Raw genomic sequence first — 22,333 nt, 5'->3', positions numbered from 1 at the left:
TTAAGACTATGGCGCGGACCCGTCCTGCATGGATGAATCTCGGCGAACGGATCGTTTCCGCCGCCGGAATTCTAGGTGCTGTCTGCCTGGCGGTCCTGCTGCTTCTCATGCTGGCGGAACTCGTAAGCCGCAACATGCTAAATCGCTCCCTCCACATTACCTGGGAGATCAGCAGTTACTTAATGTCGGCCGTCGTCTTTTTGACGGCCGGCTCTGCGCTCCAGCACGACGTGCATGTTCGGGTATCGGCCCTGTTTGAACTGATTGGTCCGCGTGCGGGTCGCCTGCTCGACGCCGCCGTCACCCTTGTCGGCTTCGCGGTCGCGGCATGGATTGCCTATTTCGTAGGCGTTCTGGCGTACACCTCGTTCAGCAACAACACCATGTCCTGGTCGGGTTTCGGCATCCCGCTCTACTTGCCTCAGACGGCCTCGGCGCTGGGTGCGGCGATCTTTGCGCTGCAACTGATCCTGCGCTTTGCACGGATCGTCGGCGGCTATGCGCCGGCTGCAAGCCATGAGACGCCGGCGGGAGGACTTTGAGATGATCCTTCCGACCGTCGTCGTCGCTGTGCTGCTGCTTATCATTCTTGCCAGCGGCCTATGGGTATCCCTGTCCCTCTTTGTCGTCAGCGCACTCGGGTTGAGTTTCTTCAAGACGTTGCCCATCGACAAAATCCTGTCGCAGAGTGTCTGGAATTCGCTGACCAGTCCCGAATTACTGGCGCTCCCTCTGTTCATTCTGATGGCGGAGGTGTTGTTTCTCACGCGCGTCTCTGACCAGTTGATGCGCGGGCTTTCGCCCTGGGCCGCGCTGTTGCCGGGGCGGTTGGCGCATATTAACGTGCTGGCTTGCACAATTTTTGCCACCGTTTCCGGCTCGTCGGCAGCCACCACCATGACGATCGGCCGCATCAGCCTGGCCGAACTCGGACGGCGCGGTTACGATCGCTCATTGATCAGCGGAACGCTGGCCGGTGCCGGCACGCTGGGTTTTCTCATCCCGCCTTCCATCGTCATGATCATTTATGCGGTGCTCGCGGATGTTTCGCTGCTGCGGCTATTCCTCGCCGGCGTCGTTCCGGGCCTTATGATCGCCGCCGGGTTCATGATCTTCACAGGCGTGCGGGCAATTGCCAATCCGGCTCTTGTGCCGAGTGAGAGTGAAGCCTACAGCTGGTCGGACCGCTTTCGCTCGCTGGTTCACTTGCTGCCAATCTCGGCACTCATGCTTAGCGTCCTCGGATCCATGTATGGCGGGATCGCAAGCCCTACCGAAGCTGCGGCCATGGGCGTTTTTGGCGCGCTTCTCATTGCGCTTTTGTCCGGGTCTCTCAGTTTCGGGCGCCTGTCGGAGGCCTTTCTGCGAGCGGCCCGTACGACCAGTATGATTGGCCTGATCGTTGCCGGCGCGAGCTTTCTTGCGCTCGGCATGGGGTATCTCGGTATTCCCCGCACCATCGCCGCCGGCATTGCCGCGCTCGATCTCTCACCGATGGCTCTGATCGCGACACTGGTCGTCTTCTATCTTGTGCTCGGCATGTTCCTTGAGGGTATGGCCTCGCTGGTTCTGACGCTGCCGATCACCCTGCCGCTTATTGTTCAGGCAGGGTTTGACCCGATCTGGTTCGGCGTCTTCGTTGTTGTGACGATTGAAATGGCACAGATCACGCCGCCGGTTGGCTTCAATCTTTTCATCATCCAGTCCCTCACCGGTCAGAGCATCGGCCGCGTGGCGATGGATGCCGTCCCATTCCTCCTGATCATGGTGGCCGCAGCATTTCTGCTTGCAGCTTTTCCGCACATCGCTCTGTGGCTGCCTGACGTCGTGATGAACCAACTGAGGCAGTTATGAAAGACAAGGCGCGCATTGGCGTTGACATCGGTGGAACCTTCACCGATGTGGCGCTCGAAGTCGCAGACGAGCGATATACGGTCAAGAAACTGACCACTCACACCGCCCCAGAGGAGGGGGTGCTCGCAGGCCTGACCGAGGTGGTCGAGGCTGCAGGTATCGCACCATCAGATGTTGGACTGGTCATCCACGGCACTACGCTGGCTACCAATGCATTGATTGAGCGGAAAGGCGCCCGGACCGCTCTGGTCACGACCGAGGGATTTCGCGATGTACTGGAAATCCGCGGCGAGGATCGCTATGAGCAGTATGATCTGACAATCGAATTGCCCCGTCCTCTAATCCCACGTCGGCTGCGTTTCACCGTTCCCGAGCGCATGAATGCGGACGGCACCGTCTTCCGGCCCCTCGACGAGGCCGAACTCGAACGTGTTGGCGAAGCGCTGGCAGAGGCTGGAGCCGAGGCCGTGGCCATCGGCTTCCTGCACAGCTACCGCAACGGCGTGCACGAGCGCCGCGCCCGCGAAGTGTTGTCGTACAGCCTGCCGGAGGTCAGCTTCAGCATTTCCAGCGAAGTTGCGCCGGAGATGCGGGAATACGACCGGTTCTCCACCGCTGCCGCCAATGCCTATGTGCAGCCCTTGATGGCCCGCTATCTCGACCGCTTGCAGGCGCGGCTGAATGCCCTCGAATTTACCTGCCCGCTGTTGCTAATGCTTTCGGGAGGCGGCCTCACCACGATCGACGTGGCAAAGAGATTTCCGGTGCGCTTGGTCGAATCCGGTCCCGCCGGCGGCGCAGCATTTGCTGCCGACATTGCCGTGCGGTGCGGTTTGGGAGACGTCCTATCCTTCGACATGGGCGGTACGACGGCCAAGCTTTGCCTGATTGATGGCGGGGTGCCACACCGCAGCCGCGATTTCGAAGTGGACCGCATGTGGCGGTTCCGCAAGGGATCCGGATTGCCGCTGCGCATTCCGGTGATCGAGATGGTTGAAATCGGCGCGGGTGGCGGAAGCATTGCTGGCGTTGATGCCTTGGGTCGCGTCACCGTTGGTCCGAAGAGCGCCGGGTCCGAGCCAGGGCCGGCGTGTTACGGACGCGGCGGGACGCATCCCACGGTCACTGACGCCGACCTGATCCTCGGCCGGCTCGACGGTAAGAATTTTGCCGGCGGCAAGATGGCACTAGTCGAGGACAAAGCCAGCGAAAGCCTGATCTCCCAGATAGGCATCCGGCTGGACTTGGAAGCCGAACACGCCGCCCTCAGCGTCGTCGAGATGGTTGAGGAAAATATGAGCTCAGCCGCGCGGGTCCACGCCGTGGAGCGTGGCTACGACATGACGGACCGTACAATGATCGCTTTTGGCGGCGCAGCGCCGGTTCACGCTCTGCGGATGGCGGAGAAGCTGGGTATTGACCGGGTGGTGATTCCCAAGGGGGCCGGCGTCGGTTCGGCGATCGGCTTTCTGCGCGCGCCGATCTCGTTCGAAGTTGTGCAAAGCCTGCATCAGTTGGTCGATGAGCTCGATGAGGTCGCGGTACGCAATCTGCTGGAGAAGGCACACGGCGAAGCGGCAGACATCGTGCGGAAGGCGGCGGGGACAGCCGAGCTCAATGTCGTGCGAAAAGTGTCCATGCGCTATGTCGGACAGGGTCATGAGATCGAGGTGGCGATGCCCGAGCGCGATGACAATATGGCAGTTGAACTCAACCGGGCTTTCGAGGAGGCGTATATCGGCTTCTATGGACGGCTCGTTCCGGAAGGCAGAATCGAGTGCCTGACATGGTCAGTCACCGTCGCGACCTCTCACAGCCAGGCAACCGGAAGTAAGGATTCATCCGTCGCGGCGGGCGGCGCGCCCCAGTGTCTTGGCACACGCCGCGTGATCGATCCGCGCACAGGTCAGGCAGGGGATTGCCATGTCTATTTGCGCACAGATCTCACGGCAGGTGCCGGAATTAGCGGCCCGGCCATCATCATTGAAGATGAAACATCGACCTATGTTCCGGAGAGTTTTAACGCCACCATCGGTGCGTTCGGAATCATAGATTGCCAGAGAATTGGAGTTCCGAAATGAGTGCCGTCAAGGTTATACGCCACCAGATTATGTGGAATCGCCTGATTGCGGTCGTGGAGGAGCAGGCTCGAACCATGGTTCGTGCGGCTTTCAGTCCGGCAGTGCGTGAAGGGGGCGATCTTTCTGCTGGCGTTTTTGACCGCCAGGGGCGGATGCTCGCCCAAGCGGTGACCGGCACGCCCGGCCATGTCAACACAATGGCAACGGCAGTGCGGCATTTCCTTAGCAGCTATCCTATCGATGAGATGGCGCCCGGTGACGTCTATATCACCAATGATCCCTGGCTCGCCTCGGGCCACCTGCACGACGTGACTATCGTTTCCCCCGCTTTCTACAAGGGACGTGCTGTCGGTCTGTTCGCTGCCACGGTGCACGTGGTCGACGTAGGGGGGCGCGGTATGGGCCCCGACGGCAACGACGTGTTCGAGGAGGGTGTCCTGATCCCTATCATGCCGCTGGTGCGAAAGGGCGAACTTAACGCCGACCTGTTGACCATCATGCTTGCCAATAGCCGCGAGCCATTTCAGGTGCGCGGCGACATACTAGCCATTATCGCCGCTGGTCATGAAGGCGCGCGCCGGCTGTCGGGCATGCTTGAGGAGTTCGAGATCGTTGGGCTCGAGGAACTGGCCGAAATGATCATCTCCCAGACCAGAGCGGCCACACTCACTGCCCTGAGCAACTTGCAACGGGGCGAATTCGAAAGCACCATGACCATTGACGGCTATGACAGCCCGGTGGTCTTGAAGGCACGGCTGACGGTGCGAGAAGAGGGACTGCACCTCGACTTTGCCGGCAGTTCGCCGCAGAGCTCCAAGGGCATCAACGTGGCCGCCACCTATACCGCCGCCTATTCGACCTACGGAATGCTTTGCGCAGCGGCGCCGCAAATCCCCAACAATTACGGGTCCATGAGTTGTTTCGAAGTGGTTGCCCCGGAAGGCACAATCGTCAATGCCTTGCGCCCGGCACCGGTTTCGGCTCGCCACATCATCGGCCACGCACTGCCGGACGTGGTGTTCGGCTGTCTCGAGCAATGCCTCGACCGCGGTTGCCCGGCTGAAAGCGGCATGATGTGGAATCCCTATCTTCGCGGCGAGCGGCGCCGCAGCAGCGGTGTGGCTCCTTGGGAACTTTTTCTGTTCAACGCCGGCGGGACGGGCGGACGACCGGGACAGGACGGGCTTTCGGCCACCGCGTTTCCGAGCGGCATCAAGAATATCCCCGTGGAGGCCGCCGAAGCGGTGGCTCCCATCCGCTTTTACCGCAAGGAATTGCGTGAAGACTCCGGCGGTCCCGGTCGCTACCGCGGAGGCCTCGGACAGCATGTGGAGATCGGTGCGTCCGACGGATCCGACCTGCGTTTCCAGGGAATGTTCGACCGGGTCGACAATCCGGCTGGCGGACGACAGGGCGGCAGGGAAGGCCTTGCAGGACAGGTACATCTGGACGATGGCACGCGTCTCAGGGCCAAGGGGCTGCAGAGCATCCCGGCGGGGCGGCGGTTGGTGCTGGGATTACCCGGCGGCGGTGGTTATGGCGACCCTCGCGCGCGCGACCGGCAGGCGATCAGCGACGACATCGCTGACGGCTATGTAACCCGCGAATCCGCGCAGGAATTTTACGGCTATCAGGACGAGTAGTCGCGGCAAAAATCAGGAGCGAAAAATGAACCAACCGAAATACATCACCATGAATGGTGAACTTGTGCCCTATGCGGATGCGAAAGTGCATGTTCTCACGCCCACGGTGAAGTACGGTGCGCTCGTGTTCGAAGGCCTGCGTGCCTATTGGAATAGCGAACATGAACAGCTTTACGTGGTCAAACTTCCAGAACATCTCGCTCGTTTTCATGCGACGATTAAGGCCATGCGCTTCGACGCGTCCTACACCGACGAGGAGCTGGTGGAGACAGTAGTAAGCACGCTGCGCGCCAACGAGGTACGCAGCGATGTTCATCTACGCCTTGCTGCTTATGTCGAGGGAACCGCGCTATACAATTCGCGCGGACCCATCAGCCTGATGTGTGCCGCCTACGGTCGCGGCTCCGGGCCCATTGAGGACAAGGCGGTCGCTGCTGGCGTGGTATCCTGGCGCCGCATCAGCGACAGTTCCATGCCGCCCCGGCTGAAGGTTGCCGCCAATTATCACAATGCCCGCCTTGGCAGCATCGAGGCCGAGACCAACGGCTATGACGAAGCGATCTTTTTGACTCAGCAGGGACATGTAGCCGAGGGCGCAGGTTCTTGCCTGATGATGGTGCGTGACGGCGTATTGGTCACCCCGACCCGGACCGATGGCATTCTTGAGAGCATCACCCGTCAGGCAATTCTCGACATCGCGTTGACACTGGGAATACCCACCGAGGAGCGCTCGATCGATCGGACAGAGCTCTATTTCGCCAGCGAAGCTTTCTTTTGTGGGACCGGCGTCGAGATTGCGCCAGTCACGAGCATAGACCGGCTAGAGATCGGCGACGGCACGGTCGGCCAGGTTACGCGCAAGCTCTGGGCTCGCTACGAGGCCAACGCCCGCGGAACAGGCGAGGAGGCTTCCGACTGGTGCACCACGGTTTACGATGGCGACGGTGTCACCGATGGCAGGTAGAAACCGAGAATTTCGTGATAAGCTGCGGGGAAAGCAGCCCCTGCTGGCGACCTTCGTTAAGACGCCGCACCCCAATCTTATCGAGGTGATCGGCGCGAGCGGCTTTGACTTTCTTGTCCTCGATGGAGAGCATGCTCCGTTCGAGAGAGCTTCCATTGATCTGTGCGTTCTCGCCGCACGAGCCGTCGATTGTCCGGTTATCGTTCGGGTGCCGGATGGTTCACCCGCTACCATTCTTGCGGTTCTCGACAGCGGGGCCGCCGGTATTCTGGTTCCCCATGTCGACACATCGGAGCAGGCAAAGGCTGTTGTTGCCGCGGCACGATACGAGCGCGGCCGCGGCTTTGCCGGCACCACGCGCGCCGCCGGCTATGGACAGCGCAGCCTTGCCCAGCATCGGCGCGAGGCCGATTCTGAAGTCACGGTGATGTGCCAGATCGAGAGCCCACGAGCAGTTGGTAACGCGTCTGCCATCGCCGAAATCGAGGGCGTCGATGCCCTATTTGTCGGTCGCGCCGATCTCGCTGTCGCCACAGGGGAGGACGATTTCCACTCCCCCGAGGTGACCACGATGACCCAACGTGTCCTGGCGCTTCCAAACGTTGCCACCGGACTTTATTGCGCCCCCGGCGAGGACGCGGCGCGTTGGATGAGCGCCGGCGCCAGCTTCGCCGTCACCGGCTCCGAGCACGCTCTGATTCAAAGCGGTGCGGCGTTGCTGCGTGCCGGCTTCGACAGCGCAGCCGCCGACAGAGACGGAAGGACGCTGCCGCATCTCGAGATCGAGGAAGGATAGCACAATGGCAATCGAACATCTCAAGCGCGGCAAACTCGAAGCTGAGAGGTCCGAAGAGGACGTGAAGGTGCGCACCGTCGTGGAAGCGACTTTGAAGGACATCGAGATGCGCGGCGACGAGGCAGTGCGCGAGTTGTCACAAAAATTCGACGGCTATGCGCCCGCCACCTTCCGCCTCTCGCAATCCGAAATCGAAGCGGTGATGCAGAAGGTTTCGGTGCGTGACATGGCCGACATCGAGTTCGCGCAGGCGCAGATCCGCCGGTTCGCCGAGGCGCAACGCGCGTCGATGACAGATATTGAGGTTGAAACCCGCCCCGGTGTAATTCTGGGGCACAAGAACATCCCGGTCCAGTCGGTCGGTTGCTATGTGCCGGGCGGGAAGTTTCCCATGGTAGCTTCGGCGCATATGTCGGTCGTGACCGCCTCGGTGGCCGGGGTGCCGCGGATCTTGGCGTCGGCGCCGCCCGTCAAGGGTGCGCCGCACCCGGCAATCGTTGCGGCGATGCACATGGGCGGGGCTGACGAGATCTACGTGCTGGGTGGGATCCAGGCCGTTGGCGCCATGGCGCTCGGAACGGACACAATCGACGCCGTGGATATGCTGGTAGGTCCGGGCAACGCCTTCGTTGCCGAGGCCAAGCGCCAGCTCTTCGGTCGGGTCGGAATCGACCTCTTCGCAGGACCAACTGAAACCATGGTGATTGCCGACGAGACCGTTGATGCCGAGATTTGTGCCACCGACCTGCTCGGCCAGGCCGAGCACGGCTATAATTCTCCGGCGGTGCTGCTGACCAACTCACGTCGACTCGCGGTCGCTACGCTTTCAGAGATCGAACGCCTGCTGAAAATGCTGCCGACGGCAGAGACCGCGAGCGTCAGTTGGGCCGACTATGGCGAGGTGATCGTCTGCGACACCCACGAAGAGATGCTGGAAGTCGCCAATGACTATGCTTCCGAGCATGTGCAGGTGATGACCGATCGCGACGACTGGTTTCTCGAGCATATGCATTCCTACGGCGCGCTCTTTCTTGGCGCCCGAACCAACGTGGCCAACGGCGACAAGGTCATCGGCACCAATCATACTTTGCCGACCAGGAAGGCCGGCCGCTATACCGGCGGTCTCTGGGTTGGCAAGTTCTTGAAGACCCACAGCTATCAGAAAGTACAGAGCGACGAAGCGGCAGCTGAGATCGGGGCCTATTGTTCGCGTTTGTGCCTGCTTGAGGGCTTCGTCGGCCATGCGGAACAAGCCAATCTGCGCGTTCGCCGCTACGGCGGTGGCAATGTCGGATACGGCCAGGCCGCGGAATGATCCCGGTTCCACAAACTCCTTCCTTCCGGCTTGACGGCAAGCGCGCCTTGGTGACCGGAGGTTCCTCCGGCCTGGGGTTCGGTTGCGCCGCCGCGCTCGCTTCCGCAGGAGCGGACGTGGTTTTGGCGGCCCGCGATCCCGACCGACTGGCTCTTGCCGTCGAGTCCCTCCGCGCGAAGGGTTTTCGCGCTCGCGCTATGACACTCGACATCGCCGATGTTGAAGCCGCCGCTGGTGCGGTGGACCGGGAAGGTCCCTTCGACGTGCTGGTCAACAGCGCCGGGCATGCGCGCCACGGCCCGGCAAGCGAGACCACGCCGGAGGATTTTGATGCCGTCGCGGCCATTAATTTCCGCGGTGCGTTTTTCGTCACGCAGGCCGTGGCAAAGGGCCTGCTGGCCGCGGGGCGGCCGGGGTCGCTGATCAATATCTCCTCTCAAATGGGGCATGTCGGCGGCATGGATCGCGCCGTTTACTGCGCCACCAAGCATGCCCTGGAAGGGTTCACCAAATCTATGGCCATTGAGTGGGGTCCGCGCGGCATTCGGGTCAACACGGTCTGCCCCACATTCATTCGCACGCCGCTGACCGAACAGACCTTCGCCGATCCTGAGCGCCGGGCCTGGATTTCTGAAAAGATCAAGATCGGGCGCATCGGCGAAACCGAGGACGTGATGGGTGCGGTGCTCTACCTCGCCTCCGACGCCGCCGCACTTGTGACCGGCACCGCGCTGCGGGTCGATGGCGGCTGGACAGCCGAATGAGCGCCGAGCGGCGAACAAACCGTGTATTCGCAGCTTCCGCAACAGGGAAGGCTTCCTATCCTGCATCGACCGGGGGGATCAATAAAGCTGCTGCGATCGCCATCTATCTCAGCGGAGCGAGCGTTGTCGACATGATTGAGATATCCGCCGGTCTTTAGTGCAAGAGCTGTTTGAGGAAATTACCAGTTCGTTTCCGAGGTGCATCGAAAAAGAAAGCCGGGTCGCTCTGTTGGACGATTTGGCCGCCATCCATGAAGACGATCCGATCCGCCACGCGCTGGGCAAAATCCATCTCATGTGTCACGCAAAGCATTGTCATGCCTTCGCTGGCGAGTTCGATCATGGTATCGAGAACCTCCTTGATCATCTCAGGATCCAATGCAGAAGTCGGTTCGTCAAACAACATGATCTTTGGCTACATGCAGAGCGAACGGGCAATCGCTTCCGGGGCGACGAAACGGGCGCCATGCTGCTCCCATAGTGCATCGGGCACGAGGACGATCTTGCCGACGAAGTCCAGATCCCGGTTCATGAAGTAGCGCTCGGCTCTATGAATGTCGGAGAGACGGAACGCCCGGTGAAGGACAGGCTTCAGCGCGCCATCACGGATCCAGCCGACGAGGCGTTGCGCTTCGGCGCGCGTGCCGTGCGAGACGCCGAAGATCTGCACCTGGTTAAGATAGATCATGGAGGCGTCAAGCAAGCGCAAGTTCGGCCGAACCGATATCGAGGTCACGGCCATGGGATTTGGAACTGCGCCGATCGGCAATCAGTTCCGCGCCGTACCGGAGCAGGACGTACGATACGTCATTCAACGTGCCTGGGCGTCCGGCCTTCGCTATTTCGATACGGCGCCGATGTATGGTCATGGCCTTTCGGAACGTCGGCTCGGCGAGTCCTTGCGCGCGTTTCCACGAGATGAATATGTACTCTCCAGCAAGGTCGGAAGGTTGCTCAAACCCGTTCCGGAGGGCAACCTCACCTCGTTCTTCTGGGTCGACATGCCACCTTTCGAAGTGGTTCACGACTATAGCTATGACGGCATCATGCGTTCATTCGAGGACAGTATGCAGCGTCTCGGCGTGTCTCGCCTCGACATGCTCTTCATTCACGACATCGATACGTTTTCCCACGGAGAAGAACTGCAGAAGGAGCACTTTCGCACCGCCATGGACAGTGGCTACAAGGCCTTGGAGAGCCTGCGTTCGCAGGGAGTGGTCAAGGCGATCGGCGTCGGCTGCAACGAATGGCAGGTTTGTGAGGCGGCGCTGCGCGAGCGCGATTTTGACTGCTTCCTGCTCGCCGGGCGCTACACGCTACTCGAACAGGATGCGCTCGACAGCTTTTTGCCATTGTGTGAGGAACGCAACGTCTCAGTGGTTCTCGGCGGCGGTTTCAACAGCGGCATTCTGGCTACGGGTGCGGTCAAGGGCGCGCACTACAACTACAGCGAGGCCGAACCGGAGATCCTCGAGCGCGTGTCAAAGATTGAGGCCGTCTGCGCCCAGCACGGTGTTCCGCTTGCGGCCGCGGCGCTCCAGTTTGTATTGGCCCATCCGGCGATCGCCACCAATATTCCAGGGACCCGCACCAAGACGCATCTCGACCAGAATGTTGACCTCATCAACCACAGCATCCCGAAGGATTTCTGGGAACAGTTGCAGACCGAGGGCCTGATCAGGGGCGACGCGCCGACGCCGACTTAATCCCTCGCGGGCTCTCACTTCGGCACTAACTGCTTCGATCACCCGAGCGTTTTGCACGAGAGGGTATCGCTGCTGCCGACCAGCTTTGCGACTTTGGCCTCGCATGGCCGATACGTGCGGGGTTCAGGTGAAAGGAACTAGTCCCTCGCCGGAAAGCCAGAAGAACGCTATGGGACGAATGATCTCGCATGTTTTGCTCTGGAACCACAGGCCGATGCCATCTGTGTCGGAGGAACATCGACAGGCGCCAGAGACCCTCTTTGGCGCGGGATAGCTTTATCTCGAAAGAATGGCGCGGTCCTACCGTTTCCATGGACATGAGACGGTTGGCTTGCGTCTGACGACAGTCGGTCCAGAACGGAATTGAGGCGGTGCGGCATCGTTCCTTGTCGATTTGATCAGGAAACCGGTCGCTGACCATCCGGTCAGTGTTGCCGAGACCAATCGATCCTACTCTCGTGCGTGGATGTAGGCTTATGGGCGGCCGCGAGCCTCCGGAAATTCACAGCCGGGTCCCAAACCGGTAATATTAATCCGGTGAATTGATCCCCCGGAACTCTGAGTTGCCGCTATCCAAATCGACGTTGAGCCCGTGCGGGACCGCCTGCTCCAAAACAACCTTCACAAGATATTCATCTGAACACCTCGTGCGTGGCACAGCTTTGCGCATGGCTGCCGCCGCGTTTTGCACAAAACAACATGGGCCAGATCCACCCAAACTCCCGTCTTCCACCAGGCTCACTACGGCCAAAACAACCCCGGATTCTACGCTGGGCTGAATAAAAGACGGGGGCAGGGGTACTGCGCGAATACCGCTTGCTGTGATGGATGAGAGCGGGTGCTGCGGTGCAACTGGCGCATTCGCGATGAACTCTTGAACGAGGTGCAGTTCTCGTTCCACGGGCCAATCATGGTTCAGGCAACAAGGAACGCGAATGACGTGATGAATTCGCTGTGCCGATTTGGATCGACGCGTATCTTTGCAACTTTGCGCGGCGCAGCGGTTTCATGCGTTGGCGGCTGTCCCCTCTCGCCAGTAGCGGACGCTCTCTGTCACATCGGCGAGCACCTTTTCGTCCTCGGCTTCAAAGGGTGGGAAGACCTCGAACACCAGCTGAGGCATGTCCTGCCTTGCAGAGGCGGCAATGGCGTCGAGAACCTTTGCCGGTGAAATGATGCCGTCGGCTTTGGTTTCCTCAGTGAAGCACCAGTGGCGGTCGCCACGCCCGTCGGTCTGCTGCAGGTGAAGGATCGGGCTGAACACAGCGAGCTTCTCGATCCAGAGATAGGGATCGCGCTCGGCTTCCGGAAGGTCGGGCCTGCAGCAATGGCCAACGTCCAGGCAGTATCCCAGTTTGGCGCCGGCCATCTGCTCGAACACCTTCGCGTAGTCGAGGCATTCCTCGATCGAGCTCGGCCATTCTCGCGCCACCGGCATCGGTTCCCACAGCAGCTGCTTTAGCCCGCAATCGCCGGCGATCCCTGCGAGTTTCGAAACGAGTTCGATTTGCTCGTCGCGGACGGTCTTTCGCCTCGCCTCATCGCCGAAATCGGATGTGCTGCACGCGCCCATGTGCCCCCCGAAGACGGGAGCTTCCAGCATCGCGGTCAGATCGATTGCCCGCTTGTAGCGCTCGAACGCCTGTTCGCGCATGCTTCTGTCAGGGTGGAGCAGCATGCTCTGGGAATAGTCAACGAGGCCCGAGAACACGCTGGTGAGCGGAAGATCCGCCCGCCTACAGGCGCTTCGAATGCGGTCGGCCTGGCGGCGGATGTCCAGCCATCCTCCTTCCAGGGACACCATGTCGAGGGAAAGCTGGGCATGATCGGCCCCGATGTGATGGCGCAGGAGATCGCTCCAGCGTTCCGGCTCCGGCCAGCGTTTCATGGCGAAGCCCGTGTTCATCCCGAATTGCATGCTTCCTCCTCTAGAGCGTCTTCACATTGCTGGTTCCCCGCGCAGCCGAGTGTGGGGCGAGGTCAGTCGAGCCAAATAGGTTGTAGAACGGGTAGACGGCGGCCCCCAGTGCCACCACATCAGGCCCGGCCGTGCCCAGCAGAAGGCGGGAGGCACCATCGTTCCGGTGCGCCACCGTGACGATCGGCCTGTCCATGGTCTTAAAAAGGGCACGCAGGACCTGCTTGTTGACGAGCCCGGAAAGAATGATCGCTTCGGTGTCGAGAATGTTCTCGAGCGTGGCAATCAACAACCTAAGTGCGGCTGCCGCCTCATCGAGCCACGCTTTTATGCGCGGATCTCCGCTTGCGACGATTGCATCGAGCCGTTCTGCGCTGCGATCCGTTTCCTGAGTGAAGTGCTGCGCGAAAGCCGAAAATACGGAAAGATACTGCTCTGCACAGCCGCGGCCGCCGCAATAGCACGCCCGCCCGGACGGATAGATCGGGACGTGTCCGATTTCTCCCGAATTGCCATAGCGACCACGGAACGGCTGACCGTTGATCAGGATGCCGCCGCCCAGCCCCGTGCCGATGAATATGCAGCAGACATCCGAGAACTCGCGTGCAACGCCAAAATAGCTTTCACCGAGAGCGGCGGCCGTTGCGTCGTTCTCCAGATAGACGGGCAGGGCGAACTTTTCCGACAGCACGGTCTCGACATCGATACCCTGCCAGCCGGGCAGCACGGTCGGACCGTGCGCGAGCGTGGAATGAGTCGCGAACGGCCCGGGCATCACGACGCCGACGCCGCAAACCAGTTGGCGCGAGACGTTGGCCGAAGCGATCAGTTTTTCCGTGATCTCCGCCAGAAGCGGCAGGCCGGTCTGCGGGTTCGGGCGGTCGACTGTCCGTTCTGCGCGTGCCCGAAGCTTGCCTTCGAAGTCGAGGACGTTGCCGCGCAGTCTGCCGTGGTCCAGGTGAAGACCGATCGAATAGGCGCCGTCGGCATTGATCGACAGCATCTTGGGCGGTTTGCCCTGAAGCTTGCGGACGGACTGCACCTCGTTGAGCATCTTTGCCGCGAGCAACTCGTCGACGATGTTGGACACCGTCTGTAGAGACAGCTGGGTCGCACGACGAATGTCGGCACGGGAAATCTCGCGCCTCTGGCGGATCGTCTCGAGAACGACGCGCCGATTGTGCAGCTTGGCATCGCCGAGATTGGTGCCCAATCTCGTGTCCGAAGTGGTCGCCGTTCGCGTCATCTGAAGGTGTGCCCCGCCTCTTCGTTCAACCGGTATTGATGCGAGAAACGGGCGGCGCAACCGCCGCCCATTTCTCAGCTCGCGCCGGTCAGTTCGCTTCCTCACCCCAGTTTTCCGGATATCCTTCCATGTCCTGGCAGCCGCACAGCGCATAATGCTGGGGCGGCATGTCGGCCTGCAGGAACTCATCCAGATTCTCGTTGGTAATCGTCGGCTGCGGCAGATACCAGATCGGTCCCGGCACATCCTCGCCCTTCAAGATCATTTCAGCCGCGATGATCGCGGTACGCCACTGGAAGGTGGGATAGGTCGGAGCGATGGCGGTCAGGCCCTCCTCTTTCCACTTCTTCAGAAAATCCTGCTGATCTTCGCCTGTGAACACCGGAATCTCCGCTCCGATATCCTCGAAGGCCTCGATTGCCGCGGCAGATGTGGCGCCGGCGTCCATCCACACCGCATCGATCTTTCCGAAGCGCTGCAGATAATCCTCGACTATCGACTTGGCGATCGCCCGGTCATCATTGGTGAACTCGGAGCCGATCACGTTGATGTTGTCATTCTCGGCAAATATCCGCTCGGCAGCCGACCATCGAGTTTCCAAGACGTCGACACCCGGCGAGATGCGCAGCGCAAGCACATTGCCGCCATCGGGAAGTGCGTCCACCACGAAGCGCGCCGCCTGGGCGCCAAAGGCGTATCCGCCGATCGGCGTGATGAAAGTGACCGGGCATTCGGTTGCAACGCCGCGGGAAAACACGATCACCGGCAGTTCCTCGCATGCCCGCTCCACGGCCGGCGTCAATGCGGCGGTGGTGTTCGGTGTCACCATGAGGACGTCGCACTTGTCGCTGGCGAGCAGGTCGTCGATATCGGCGATCTGCTTGTCGTCCTTGCCTTTGCGCCCCCATTCCAGTCGCTAGAGTTCACGTCTTGGATCCTGAAAGCAGCCGTTCGTTGCGACACGGCAAAGGTCGAGTGTGGGCGGCGAGCGGACTTTCGCTTCGCTTGGATTAAGGTCGAGTGAGCCCTTGGTCGCGTTTAAGCCGTCCTTCTCAATTTGCAGAGAGCGCTTCAATCATCCGCTTGGCGTCGTCCCGAAAGCGTGTGATAATTGCGTCGGGATCAGCAATCATATCAACAATTTTCACGGGGATGTTGGAAAGATAACTTCCACGTTCTTCAGTTTCAAGCTGCCACCCCTCAACGCCCTGTGCCCCACCGAGCCCTGCAAATTGCTCTTCATTTTCAAAGCGGAAAACCCACAGACATATCTGGGCATCTGATAGGATAACTAAAAGGGCTTCGCTTCTGCCGCCATCGTCAGGAGAACTATCGCGATAGTATGATACCTCTACCGTCCGCTCTTCCCACAAGTATGCTGGTGTAGCGCTTTCGCTGAGGAAGTATGCCTCTCCCAGTGTTTCCGGACTGCATGTTCCAAACGTATTTTCCCAAATTCTGAAAAGTAGCTCTATAAGGTCTGCTCGGACCTGGGCGGCAAAAAGCAATGCTTGATTATAATTCCTTGCTTCAGTCCAATCGCATTCAATCATGTTGTCGCCATCTAGTTTTTCGACCAGATCATCAACCGCAGTAGCAATTTTTTTGTCTGAGAAATAGTTTTCCAAGCTGTCCGGAACTTCAAATTCAGCCATTCAGATATTCCTTCAACTGTACAATCCTATCCGCTTCCAAAGCAATTTCAGGAAAACTGCCAGGTTTGGATCATCCTCAACAGGCCTCAACTTTTCAAAACGAAGCCACAATTCCCGCCATGAAACAAACCGCCAAGTGTTCCATTGATTTCCCCTCAGTCCCCACCTTGCGCTTTCATCGATCCCCAACACCACCCAATCAGTTTGTCCGAACTCAATGCCCCGGTCGGCGTTAACAATTTGACGGTATTTCTTTAGTTGGCCCTGTGTAATGACATGGCCAAATTTTGCCTCTACAATTACTGCAGTGTATTTTTCGGCACCCTCTTTCCTATATTTAATCGCTAAATCAATTCGGTTAATCTCCGCCTCAACAATTGCAGTTCGCGCTTCACCCTCTGTGGGAATGTTGGGCGAGTTCATTGCGCACAAAAGAGCTGTTATACGTTTACCTCGAACATGCGTCGGGCCCCTATTCAGCAGATGTGCCATTGCTTTTGTCGACTGCGGTTCGGTTAAGCCGAAGCCCCAATTCAACGTCGGCGCGTCAAAGGAGTGATGATCCCTTGATAGCCCATAAATGACGTTAAGGCTCTTTGTCGTAATCAACCTTTGATTTTGCGCCAATCGCGACAATTTGGGTAGTATCGCATGAAGAGAATGCCGCCTCAGTCGCTCGTAGCGTATCAGTGCGTCTGCATCGAATTCACTGCGGACAACACGCCCGAGCCGCCCCGCAGTACGCAGTGTTTCTGACTCAATGGTCGTGGGTTTTGTTTTCTTCAAAATATGTCGCACCACTGTTATTATTTAGTCATGAGGGTGTGAAACCTACCTGAAAGAATCGTTGTTGACCTGTGACCCGAGTTCCCTCCAGTTTTCGGGAGAATCTTGGGTTTCTAATCTGGCCTCATGCGGCCTGTTTTTCCATAGCCGCTTTTATTGCAAACTCGTTGGCCGTGATGTTGCCCAACGATGAGTGGGGTCTGTTTCAGTTGTAGTCCTCCTTCCATGCGGTGATTGCGTCTCGTGCTTGGGGAAGCGACGAGAACAGGGTTTCGTTGAGGCACTCGTCGCCGTTGAAACTTTCGACGAAGCCAATTTGCATCGGCTTGCCGGGGGCGATGTAGCGCCATTCGACTTTCGTCTCCTGGCACCATTTGAGGATGGCCGTACTGGTCATCTCCGTGCCGTTGTCCGAGACAATTGTCCTCGGCTTTCCCCGCCTGGCTATGAGACTGTCCAGCTCGCGGGCAAGCCTTGCGCCTGACAGGGATGTGTCGGCGATCAGGCACAGGCATTCGCGGGTGAAGTCGTCGACGACCGCCAGCACCCGAAAGCGGCGGCCGTCGGTGAAGGCATCGCCGACGAAATCCAGGCTCCAGCGCTCGTTGGGACGCGACGGCAGAGCCAGAGGACGTCTCGTCCCCAAGGCCCGCTTGCAGCCGCCGCGCTTGCGAACGGTCAGTTTCTCTTCACGGTAAAGCCGCTTGAGCTTCTTCAGGTTCATGACGATCCCCTGTCGGCCAAGCATGACATGGATGCGGCGATAGGCGAAGCGGCGGCGCTCAGCCGCCACCTTCCTCACTGCTTCCCGAATGGATGTATCATCAGGCCGCACGCTGCAGTAACGAACGCTCGACCGATCCACCGACAGAACCTCATGCGCGCAGCGCCATCGCCGAAAGTAGAGAGGATTTCAACACCGCGAGGCCACACTCCTCCCTCGGCTACCAGACCCCGGCGACATTCGCCGAAACCCTCACCGCAACCGGCTACGACGATTCGCTCGACAAGGGCTTCGCGTCTGCACCAGTTGCTCAACCCGCGCCCTACGGCGTAACAGAAACGGCCGAGGCTCTAATCGCCGCTGGATGAAAGTTCAGTGGCAAGTCACTGCAGGTATACGATAGTGGAAAGCGCTAAATTGCCGGAGCAAAGCCATGAGCTGGCCTGTTGACGAGAATCACAATGATTCAATTCGACGGACGGTGGCTTGGAACTGTGCCGACAATTCAGACTGGCGGTCGCGTGCGAACGTCGAGAATCGCGCGCGTATTTATGGCGGCGGAGAGTTTTGAGGTTTAGACCTCTTGGTTTCTATCTCGAAATTGCCGGTCGCTGCCTCGCTGGACGAGGTTGACGGGAAAGGTCAGCCTTTTGCACGAAGTGCCGTCTATGGAGGTGATCGCGGGCTCAAGAGCTGGTTCAAGAGCAGATTCACCGACCAGCGAGGCCGCCATCATCGCCATTTCCCGGATAGGTAACGCGACCGTGGTAATACCTGCTCCCCAAACTTTGAACCAATCGGGATCGTCGTAGCCGATGAGCGAGATGTCGCGCGGTACCTCCAGGCCCGTTTCACGGATCGCCTGGAGGGTGCCGATGGTAAAGAGGGCGCTTCCCAGGACAATCGCTGTGGGCCTTTTCGGGTCGGTCAGAAGTTCGATCGCAGTTTCATAACCGTGGCCGGGTCCAGGAGGCCCGAGCTTGATTGTCGCCTTGACCTCCGGGGCGGCCCATACGGCCTGATAGAAGCCCTCGGCGCGGTCCGCCCCGGTCGACAAGGTCTCGCTTCCGTTGCCGATATAGGCAATGTGCCGGTGGCCGAGATCAATCAATCGTTGTGCCGCGAGGCGGGTCGCGGTCTTGTCCTCCGAGACGATAACGTCAGATTCAACGAGCGGATGGCGCCGCACCAGTTGCTTGCACGGGATGTTGGCAAGCAGATCCGCTGTCTCCCGATGCATGTTGACCACCGGTGTGATGATGATTCCCTTAGGGCGGGCCTCGCAGAGCGAGCGTACGTGGCGTAATTCGAGGTCCGGATCGTCTTCCGATATGGACAGGACGAGCTGCATTCCGGACGCTGCGAGAGTTTCCGCGATGACCCTCGCTATCGCGCTGAAGAAATGATTCTCCACGTCGGGGAGAATAAAGCCAACGATGTTCGATCGACCGCCGCGCAACTGCTTTGCGGCCGCATCAGGGATGTAGCCCATACTGGCGGCTGCTTCCCGCAACCGCTTCTTCGTTTCTTCGGTGACCAAAGGGGAGTCATTGAGCGCCCTAGATACGGTGACATGCGACACGCCGAGTGCTGCCGCAATATCCTTGATGGTCGGTCCGTTCCGGTTTGGCCTAGCATAGGGCATGGGTGCCTCGATTGTTCCTAAAGTGATGTAGCACGACCGACTTTTCAGCCGGATAAAGGTGCCCTTTTCGCGCAGCATGACATAAGCACTTTGATATGGACGGGTCAAAGGTACACGTGAACATTTTGAAAGTTCGGAGATTCATGTTTCGCGCCTTTGACGCCTCGGCAATTAGGAACCCGACTGGTCCTGAAGATATACAAATAATAGCAAAAACAATAAGTTATGCGTGAGATTGCGGCTAATCGGAATTCAATTGACAATGCTTGCAATTCAATTGTAACTTAAATGTACACGTGAACATTTTGCGTTTAGTACAATCAGGAGGAGGAGCCCCGAAATGACATTAGTAACGAGTGTAGGCCGGCTTGCCGCTGGGCTGCTGATGTTGGTTTGGAGCGGTACTGCAATCGCCGCCGAATCGAAAACATATGAACTGGCCATCGCGAGCCTCGAGCCGGTCGAGGCGCCCAGCACCAAGACGGTGCAGTTTATGGCGGATCTCGTGGCCGAGCGAAGTGAGGGCCGACTGAAGATCAATCCCAACCCGGGTGGCACGCTCGGAAATGGGCTGCAGATCATGGAAGGCGTGAGCATCGGGACCGTGGATATGGTGTCGATGGTGCTCGAATGGTACGCGCCTTTCGTCAAAGATCTGAACGTCTATGGAATGGGGTTCACCTTCAGGGACACGGACCACTTCACGAGTTTCATCGAATCGGACGTGTTCGATGAAATGAAGCAGCAGATCTTGGAGAAAATGAACGTCAGGGTTCTAGCGGCCAACTGGATCGGACTTCCCCGGGTGCTGGTATCGAAGACGCCGGTGAGTTCGCCGGACGACATCGCAAATATCAACATGCGCGTTCCTGAAATCGAGACATACCTGAAAGTGTGGCGCGGTCTCGGAACCAATCCCACCCGCGTTGCCTGGCCAGAAGTCTACCTTGCCCTGAAAACCGGTACAGTCGATGCCGCCGAAGGCCCCTTGGATCAGATGTACGCCACCAAGTTCTATGAGGCTGCGCCAAATATCACGCTGACAAACCATCTGCAGCAGGCTTTCAGTGTGGCCGTGAATGAAGACGTCTATGCGGGGCTTCCCGACGACCTCAAGGACATTCTTGCCCAGGCCGCTGTGGAAGCCGGCGAACATTTCCAGGAACTGGTGCGGACCCAGTTCAGTGAGGACCGACAGAAAATGATCGACGAAGGAGCGACGATCAGCGAAGTCGACACCGGTCCATTCCAGGAGATGCTGGAGCCGGTGATCAAGGACTCGGAGGATACCGGGTTCTGGACTCCCGGTTTGTATGATCGGATTCAAGCGATCAAGTAAACAAAGGCCTCATTGAGGGTCATGGCCGCGTGGTCGTGACCCTCCCTCGCCACGGATTACCAGCAATTTCTCATGCAGACCGTCAATCTTCTACTCAAAACCAAGCGGCAGTTTTTCCGTTTTCTGACGTCCGCCTGCGCGCTGGCCTTGGTGGTGATCTTCGTCACTACGCTGACACAGGTCTTCATGCGGAGGTTTCTCCACAGCCCGTTGGAATGGGCCGAGGATCTGGCAGTGTTCTTGTTCATCTGGATCACATTTCTTGGCGCGGCCATTTTGTACGAGAGAAAGATCCTCATCAGCATTGACACCATAGTTGCGCTTCTTCCGCCCCCGGCTCAGCGGGTCTGCCAGGCGGCCAGCAGTCTCATCGTTCTGATTTCACTTGGCTATCTCCTCAACCTTTCGTGGCAGTTCATGCTGCGCCAGCAGGCGCTCGGCCACAATCTGGGCGGGGCGCTTTCGGTCCCGAGCTGGCTGATCATGATTCCGCTGATCATTTCGGTTGCGGCGATGATGGTGTCGAGCATGGTCTTCACGATTCAATCCTTTGCGAAACAGGACGGCCAGGCATGACCCTGTACCTCGTTATCGGCGTCTGCCTGCTGGTTCTCCTGGCGCTTCGCGTACCTGTCGCCCTCGCCATGATCATTGCATCGATCCTGACCCTGCTGGTCGACGGAACGGTCCCCATGATCGTCATCCCCCAACGGCTGTGGGGCGGGCTGGAAAGCTTCCCGCTGCTTGCGATCCCCTTTTTCGTGTTCGCCGGCGTGTTGATGAATCACGGGGGTGGCGCTGAAGCCATTTTCCAATTCTTCCTCACCTTGCTCGGCCACATCCGCGGCGGTTTGGCCTATGTCAACGTGATGGCAAGCGTGGTTTTCGCCGGCATGTCCGGTGCCGCGACGGCCGATGCTGCGGGTCTCGGTGCAATCGAAATCGAAGCAATGAAAAAGAGCGGCTACCGACCAGAATTCGCTGCCGCAGTCACCGCCGCATCCTCGACAATCGGACCGATTGTCCCCCCCAGCGTTCCCCTGATCGTTTACGGCGTGATGGCACAGGTTTCCGTCGGGGAGCTGTTTATTGCTGGGATCGTGCCGGGACTGCTGATGGGCGTAGCCATCATGGTGGTCATCGCAATCGTTCTGCGAAAAGAAAAGCACCCCGTCGAGGGCCGGTCTTCGGTCGGTGACATCGCGTCGAGTTTTCTCGGTTCCTTCTGGGCGCTGCTTGCTCCCGTGGTCATCCTCGGCGGCATCTTCTCGGGCGTGTTCACCCCGACCGAAGCCGGGGCGGTGGCGGCGCTGTACGCGCTCATCCTTGGTGTAATTTACGGCGGGATACGCTGGCACAACATCGGCGCCATGGTCGTCGAAGCCCTGCTGACAACCGCACAGGTCACATTCATCGTCGCCGCGGCAAGTTTGTTCGGTTGGGTCCTCACCCGCTACGGATTTCCGCGGTTCGTCGCCGACATGCTTCTTTCGATAACTGCCGACAAGCACACCGCATTGTTGTTGATCGGCTTGGCGATGTTACTGGCGGGCTGCTTCATCGACGCTTTGTCCCTGTTGATCATGATGACGCCAGTCGTGGTTCCGATCGCACTCGCATTCGGCATCGATCTGACACAGATGGGCGTGGTGTTGGTTCTCGCCTGCATGATTGGCTTGAACACGCCGCCGGTCGGCATTTGTCTGTACATCGTCAGCGACCTCGCTCGCGTGCCAATGATGGCGGTCGCAAGAGAAATGATCCCCTTCTATCTGGCCCTGTTTGTCACCCTCATCCTGATTTCACTCGTGCCGCTTCTTACAACCTACTTGCCGTCAGTCATCAAATTCTGACCGAGGCCCGCGCGCCGCGAAAGATACAGACAAATCTGCTACGG

General features: G+C 59.1%; 20 protein-coding genes and 3 pseudogenes. 13 read left to right on the top strand and 10 right to left on the bottom strand.

The genetic code is table 11. The features are described 5' to 3' along the window. Positions 1-8: 8 nt before the first annotated feature. From KY465_RS07755 to KY465_RS07720, 8 genes are read left to right on the top strand one after another with little or no spacing between them, the layout of a single operon-like run. A complete protein-coding gene (locus KY465_RS07755; RefSeq protein WP_219201102.1) occupies positions 9-542 on the top strand; it encodes a TRAP transporter small permease subunit in 534 nt (177 codons plus the stop codon). 1 nt (position 543) lies between these two features. Beyond that, positions 544-1,854, top strand: coding sequence for a TRAP transporter large permease (locus KY465_RS07750; RefSeq protein ID WP_219201101.1), 1,311 nt, complete (start codon positions 544-546; stop codon positions 1,852-1,854). After that, positions 1,851-3,935: a hydantoinase/oxoprolinase family protein gene (locus KY465_RS07745; protein WP_219201100.1), complete on the top strand. Its 2,085-nt coding sequence runs from the start codon at positions 1,851-1,853 to the stop codon at positions 3,933-3,935. Before KY465_RS07750 ends, KY465_RS07745 begins: the two co-directional genes overlap by 4 nt. Further along, positions 3,932-5,578 (top strand): hydantoinase B/oxoprolinase family protein, encoded by a 1,647-nt coding sequence (locus KY465_RS07740; protein WP_219201099.1) that lies wholly within the window; start codon positions 3,932-3,934, stop codon positions 5,576-5,578. The genes KY465_RS07745 and KY465_RS07740 overlap by 4 nt, the downstream gene beginning before the upstream one ends. Before the next feature lie 25 nt (positions 5,579-5,603). After that, the gene (locus tag KY465_RS07735; protein WP_219201098.1) at positions 5,604-6,542 is read left to right on the top strand and encodes a branched-chain amino acid transaminase; all 939 of its coding nucleotides are present in this window, start codon (positions 5,604-5,606) and stop codon (positions 6,540-6,542) included. Further along, on the top strand, positions 6,532-7,338 hold the full coding sequence (locus KY465_RS07730) for an HpcH/HpaI aldolase family protein (protein ID WP_219201097.1): 807 nt from the start codon (positions 6,532-6,534) through the stop codon (positions 7,336-7,338). Before KY465_RS07735 ends, KY465_RS07730 begins: the two co-directional genes overlap by 11 nt. 4 nt (positions 7,339-7,342) lie before the next feature. Then, on the top strand, positions 7,343-8,653 hold the full coding sequence (hisD, locus tag KY465_RS07725) for a histidinol dehydrogenase (protein ID WP_219201096.1): 1,311 nt from the start codon (positions 7,343-7,345) through the stop codon (positions 8,651-8,653). Beyond that, the gene (locus KY465_RS07720; protein ID WP_219201095.1) at positions 8,650-9,417 is read left to right on the top strand and encodes an SDR family NAD(P)-dependent oxidoreductase; all 768 of its coding nucleotides are present in this window, start codon (positions 8,650-8,652) and stop codon (positions 9,415-9,417) included. The genes hisD and KY465_RS07720 overlap by 4 nt, the downstream gene beginning before the upstream one ends. 154 nt (positions 9,418-9,571) lie before the next feature. Here KY465_RS07720 and KY465_RS07715 read toward each other — a convergent pair. Both KY465_RS07715 and KY465_RS07710 read right to left on the bottom strand, forming a co-directional pair. After that, positions 9,572-9,859: pseudogene (locus KY465_RS07715) on the bottom strand (AAA family ATPase); the annotation flags it as partial. Beyond that, the gene (locus KY465_RS07710; protein ID WP_346432628.1) at positions 9,833-10,105 is read right to left on the bottom strand and encodes a hypothetical protein; all 273 of its coding nucleotides are present in this window, start codon (positions 10,103-10,105) and stop codon (positions 9,833-9,835) included. The pseudogene KY465_RS07715 and the gene KY465_RS07710, both read right to left, overlap by 27 nt. On the opposite strand from KY465_RS07710, the gene KY465_RS07705 reads away from it, so the two are divergent. After that, positions 10,104-11,123, top strand: coding sequence for an aldo/keto reductase (locus KY465_RS07705; protein ID WP_219201094.1), 1,020 nt, complete (start codon positions 10,104-10,106; stop codon positions 11,121-11,123). The two genes, KY465_RS07710 and KY465_RS07705, sit on opposite strands and share 2 nt — an antisense overlap. A gap of 529 nt (positions 11,124-11,652) precedes the next feature. Here the strand turns inward: KY465_RS07705 and KY465_RS07700 are convergent. From KY465_RS07700 to KY465_RS07670, 7 genes and pseudogenes are all read right to left on the bottom strand, one after another. After that, positions 11,653-12,024 (bottom strand): hypothetical protein, encoded by a 372-nt coding sequence (locus KY465_RS07700; protein WP_219201093.1) that lies wholly within the window; start codon positions 12,022-12,024, stop codon positions 11,653-11,655. Positions 12,025-12,129: 105 nt separating this feature from the next. After that, complete coding sequence (locus KY465_RS07695) at positions 12,130-13,041, bottom strand: sugar phosphate isomerase/epimerase family protein (RefSeq protein ID WP_219201092.1); 912 nt, start codon at positions 13,039-13,041, stop codon at positions 12,130-12,132. A gap of 10 nt (positions 13,042-13,051) precedes the next feature. After that, the gene (locus KY465_RS07690; RefSeq protein ID WP_219201091.1) at positions 13,052-14,131 is read right to left on the bottom strand and encodes an ROK family protein; all 1,080 of its coding nucleotides are present in this window, start codon (positions 14,129-14,131) and stop codon (positions 13,052-13,054) included. A 244-nt stretch (positions 14,132-14,375) separates the two neighbouring features. Next, a complete protein-coding gene (locus tag KY465_RS07685) occupies positions 14,376-15,200 on the bottom strand; it encodes a substrate-binding domain-containing protein (protein ID WP_219201726.1) in 825 nt (274 codons plus the stop codon). 139 nt (positions 15,201-15,339) lie between these two features. Beyond that, positions 15,340-15,942, bottom strand: a complete 603-nt coding sequence (locus KY465_RS07680) for a hypothetical protein (RefSeq protein ID WP_219201090.1) — start codon at positions 15,940-15,942, stop codon at positions 15,340-15,342. Positions 15,943-15,954: 12 nt separating this feature from the next. After that, positions 15,955-16,740, bottom strand: a complete 786-nt coding sequence (locus KY465_RS18780; RefSeq protein WP_219201089.1) for a PD-(D/E)XK nuclease family protein — start codon at positions 16,738-16,740, stop codon at positions 15,955-15,957. A gap of 112 nt (positions 16,741-16,852) precedes the next feature. Further along, a pseudogene (locus tag KY465_RS07670) lies at positions 16,853-17,617 on the bottom strand (IS3 family transposase); the annotation flags it as partial. Here KY465_RS07670 and KY465_RS07665 point away from each other — a divergent pair. Beyond that, a pseudogene (locus KY465_RS07665) lies at positions 17,605-17,820 on the top strand (integrase core domain-containing protein); the annotation flags it as partial. The pseudogenes KY465_RS07670 and KY465_RS07665 sit on opposite strands and share 13 nt — an antisense overlap. Positions 17,821-18,026: 206 nt before the next feature. Here KY465_RS07665 and KY465_RS07660 read toward each other — a convergent pair. Next, positions 18,027-19,175 (bottom strand): LacI family DNA-binding transcriptional regulator, encoded by a 1,149-nt coding sequence (locus tag KY465_RS07660; protein WP_219201086.1) that lies wholly within the window; start codon positions 19,173-19,175, stop codon positions 18,027-18,029. A 262-nt stretch (positions 19,176-19,437) separates the two neighbouring features. On the opposite strand from KY465_RS07660, the gene KY465_RS07655 reads away from it, so the two are divergent. The 3 genes from KY465_RS07655 to KY465_RS07645 all read left to right on the top strand — a co-directional run bounded on the left by KY465_RS07655 (position 19,438) and on the right by KY465_RS07645 (position 22,289). Next, positions 19,438-20,436: a TRAP transporter substrate-binding protein gene (locus tag KY465_RS07655; protein WP_219201085.1), complete on the top strand. Its 999-nt coding sequence runs from the start codon at positions 19,438-19,440 to the stop codon at positions 20,434-20,436. 72 nt (positions 20,437-20,508) lie between these two features. Further along, positions 20,509-21,012 (top strand): TRAP transporter small permease, encoded by a 504-nt coding sequence (locus tag KY465_RS07650; RefSeq protein WP_219201084.1) that lies wholly within the window; start codon positions 20,509-20,511, stop codon positions 21,010-21,012. After that, the gene (locus KY465_RS07645; protein WP_219201083.1) at positions 21,009-22,289 is read left to right on the top strand and encodes a TRAP transporter large permease; all 1,281 of its coding nucleotides are present in this window, start codon (positions 21,009-21,011) and stop codon (positions 22,287-22,289) included. The genes KY465_RS07650 and KY465_RS07645 overlap by 4 nt, the downstream gene beginning before the upstream one ends. Positions 22,290-22,333: the final 44 nt, after the last annotated feature.

It is taken from the genome of Neohoeflea coraliihabitans (assembly GCF_019334345.1).
GTDB lineage: Bacteria > Pseudomonadota > Alphaproteobacteria > Rhizobiales > Rhizobiaceae > Pseudohoeflea > Pseudohoeflea coraliihabitans.
The sequence above is the reverse complement of the archived record's forward strand: the minus strand, read 5'-3'. Positions and strand labels throughout refer to the sequence as shown.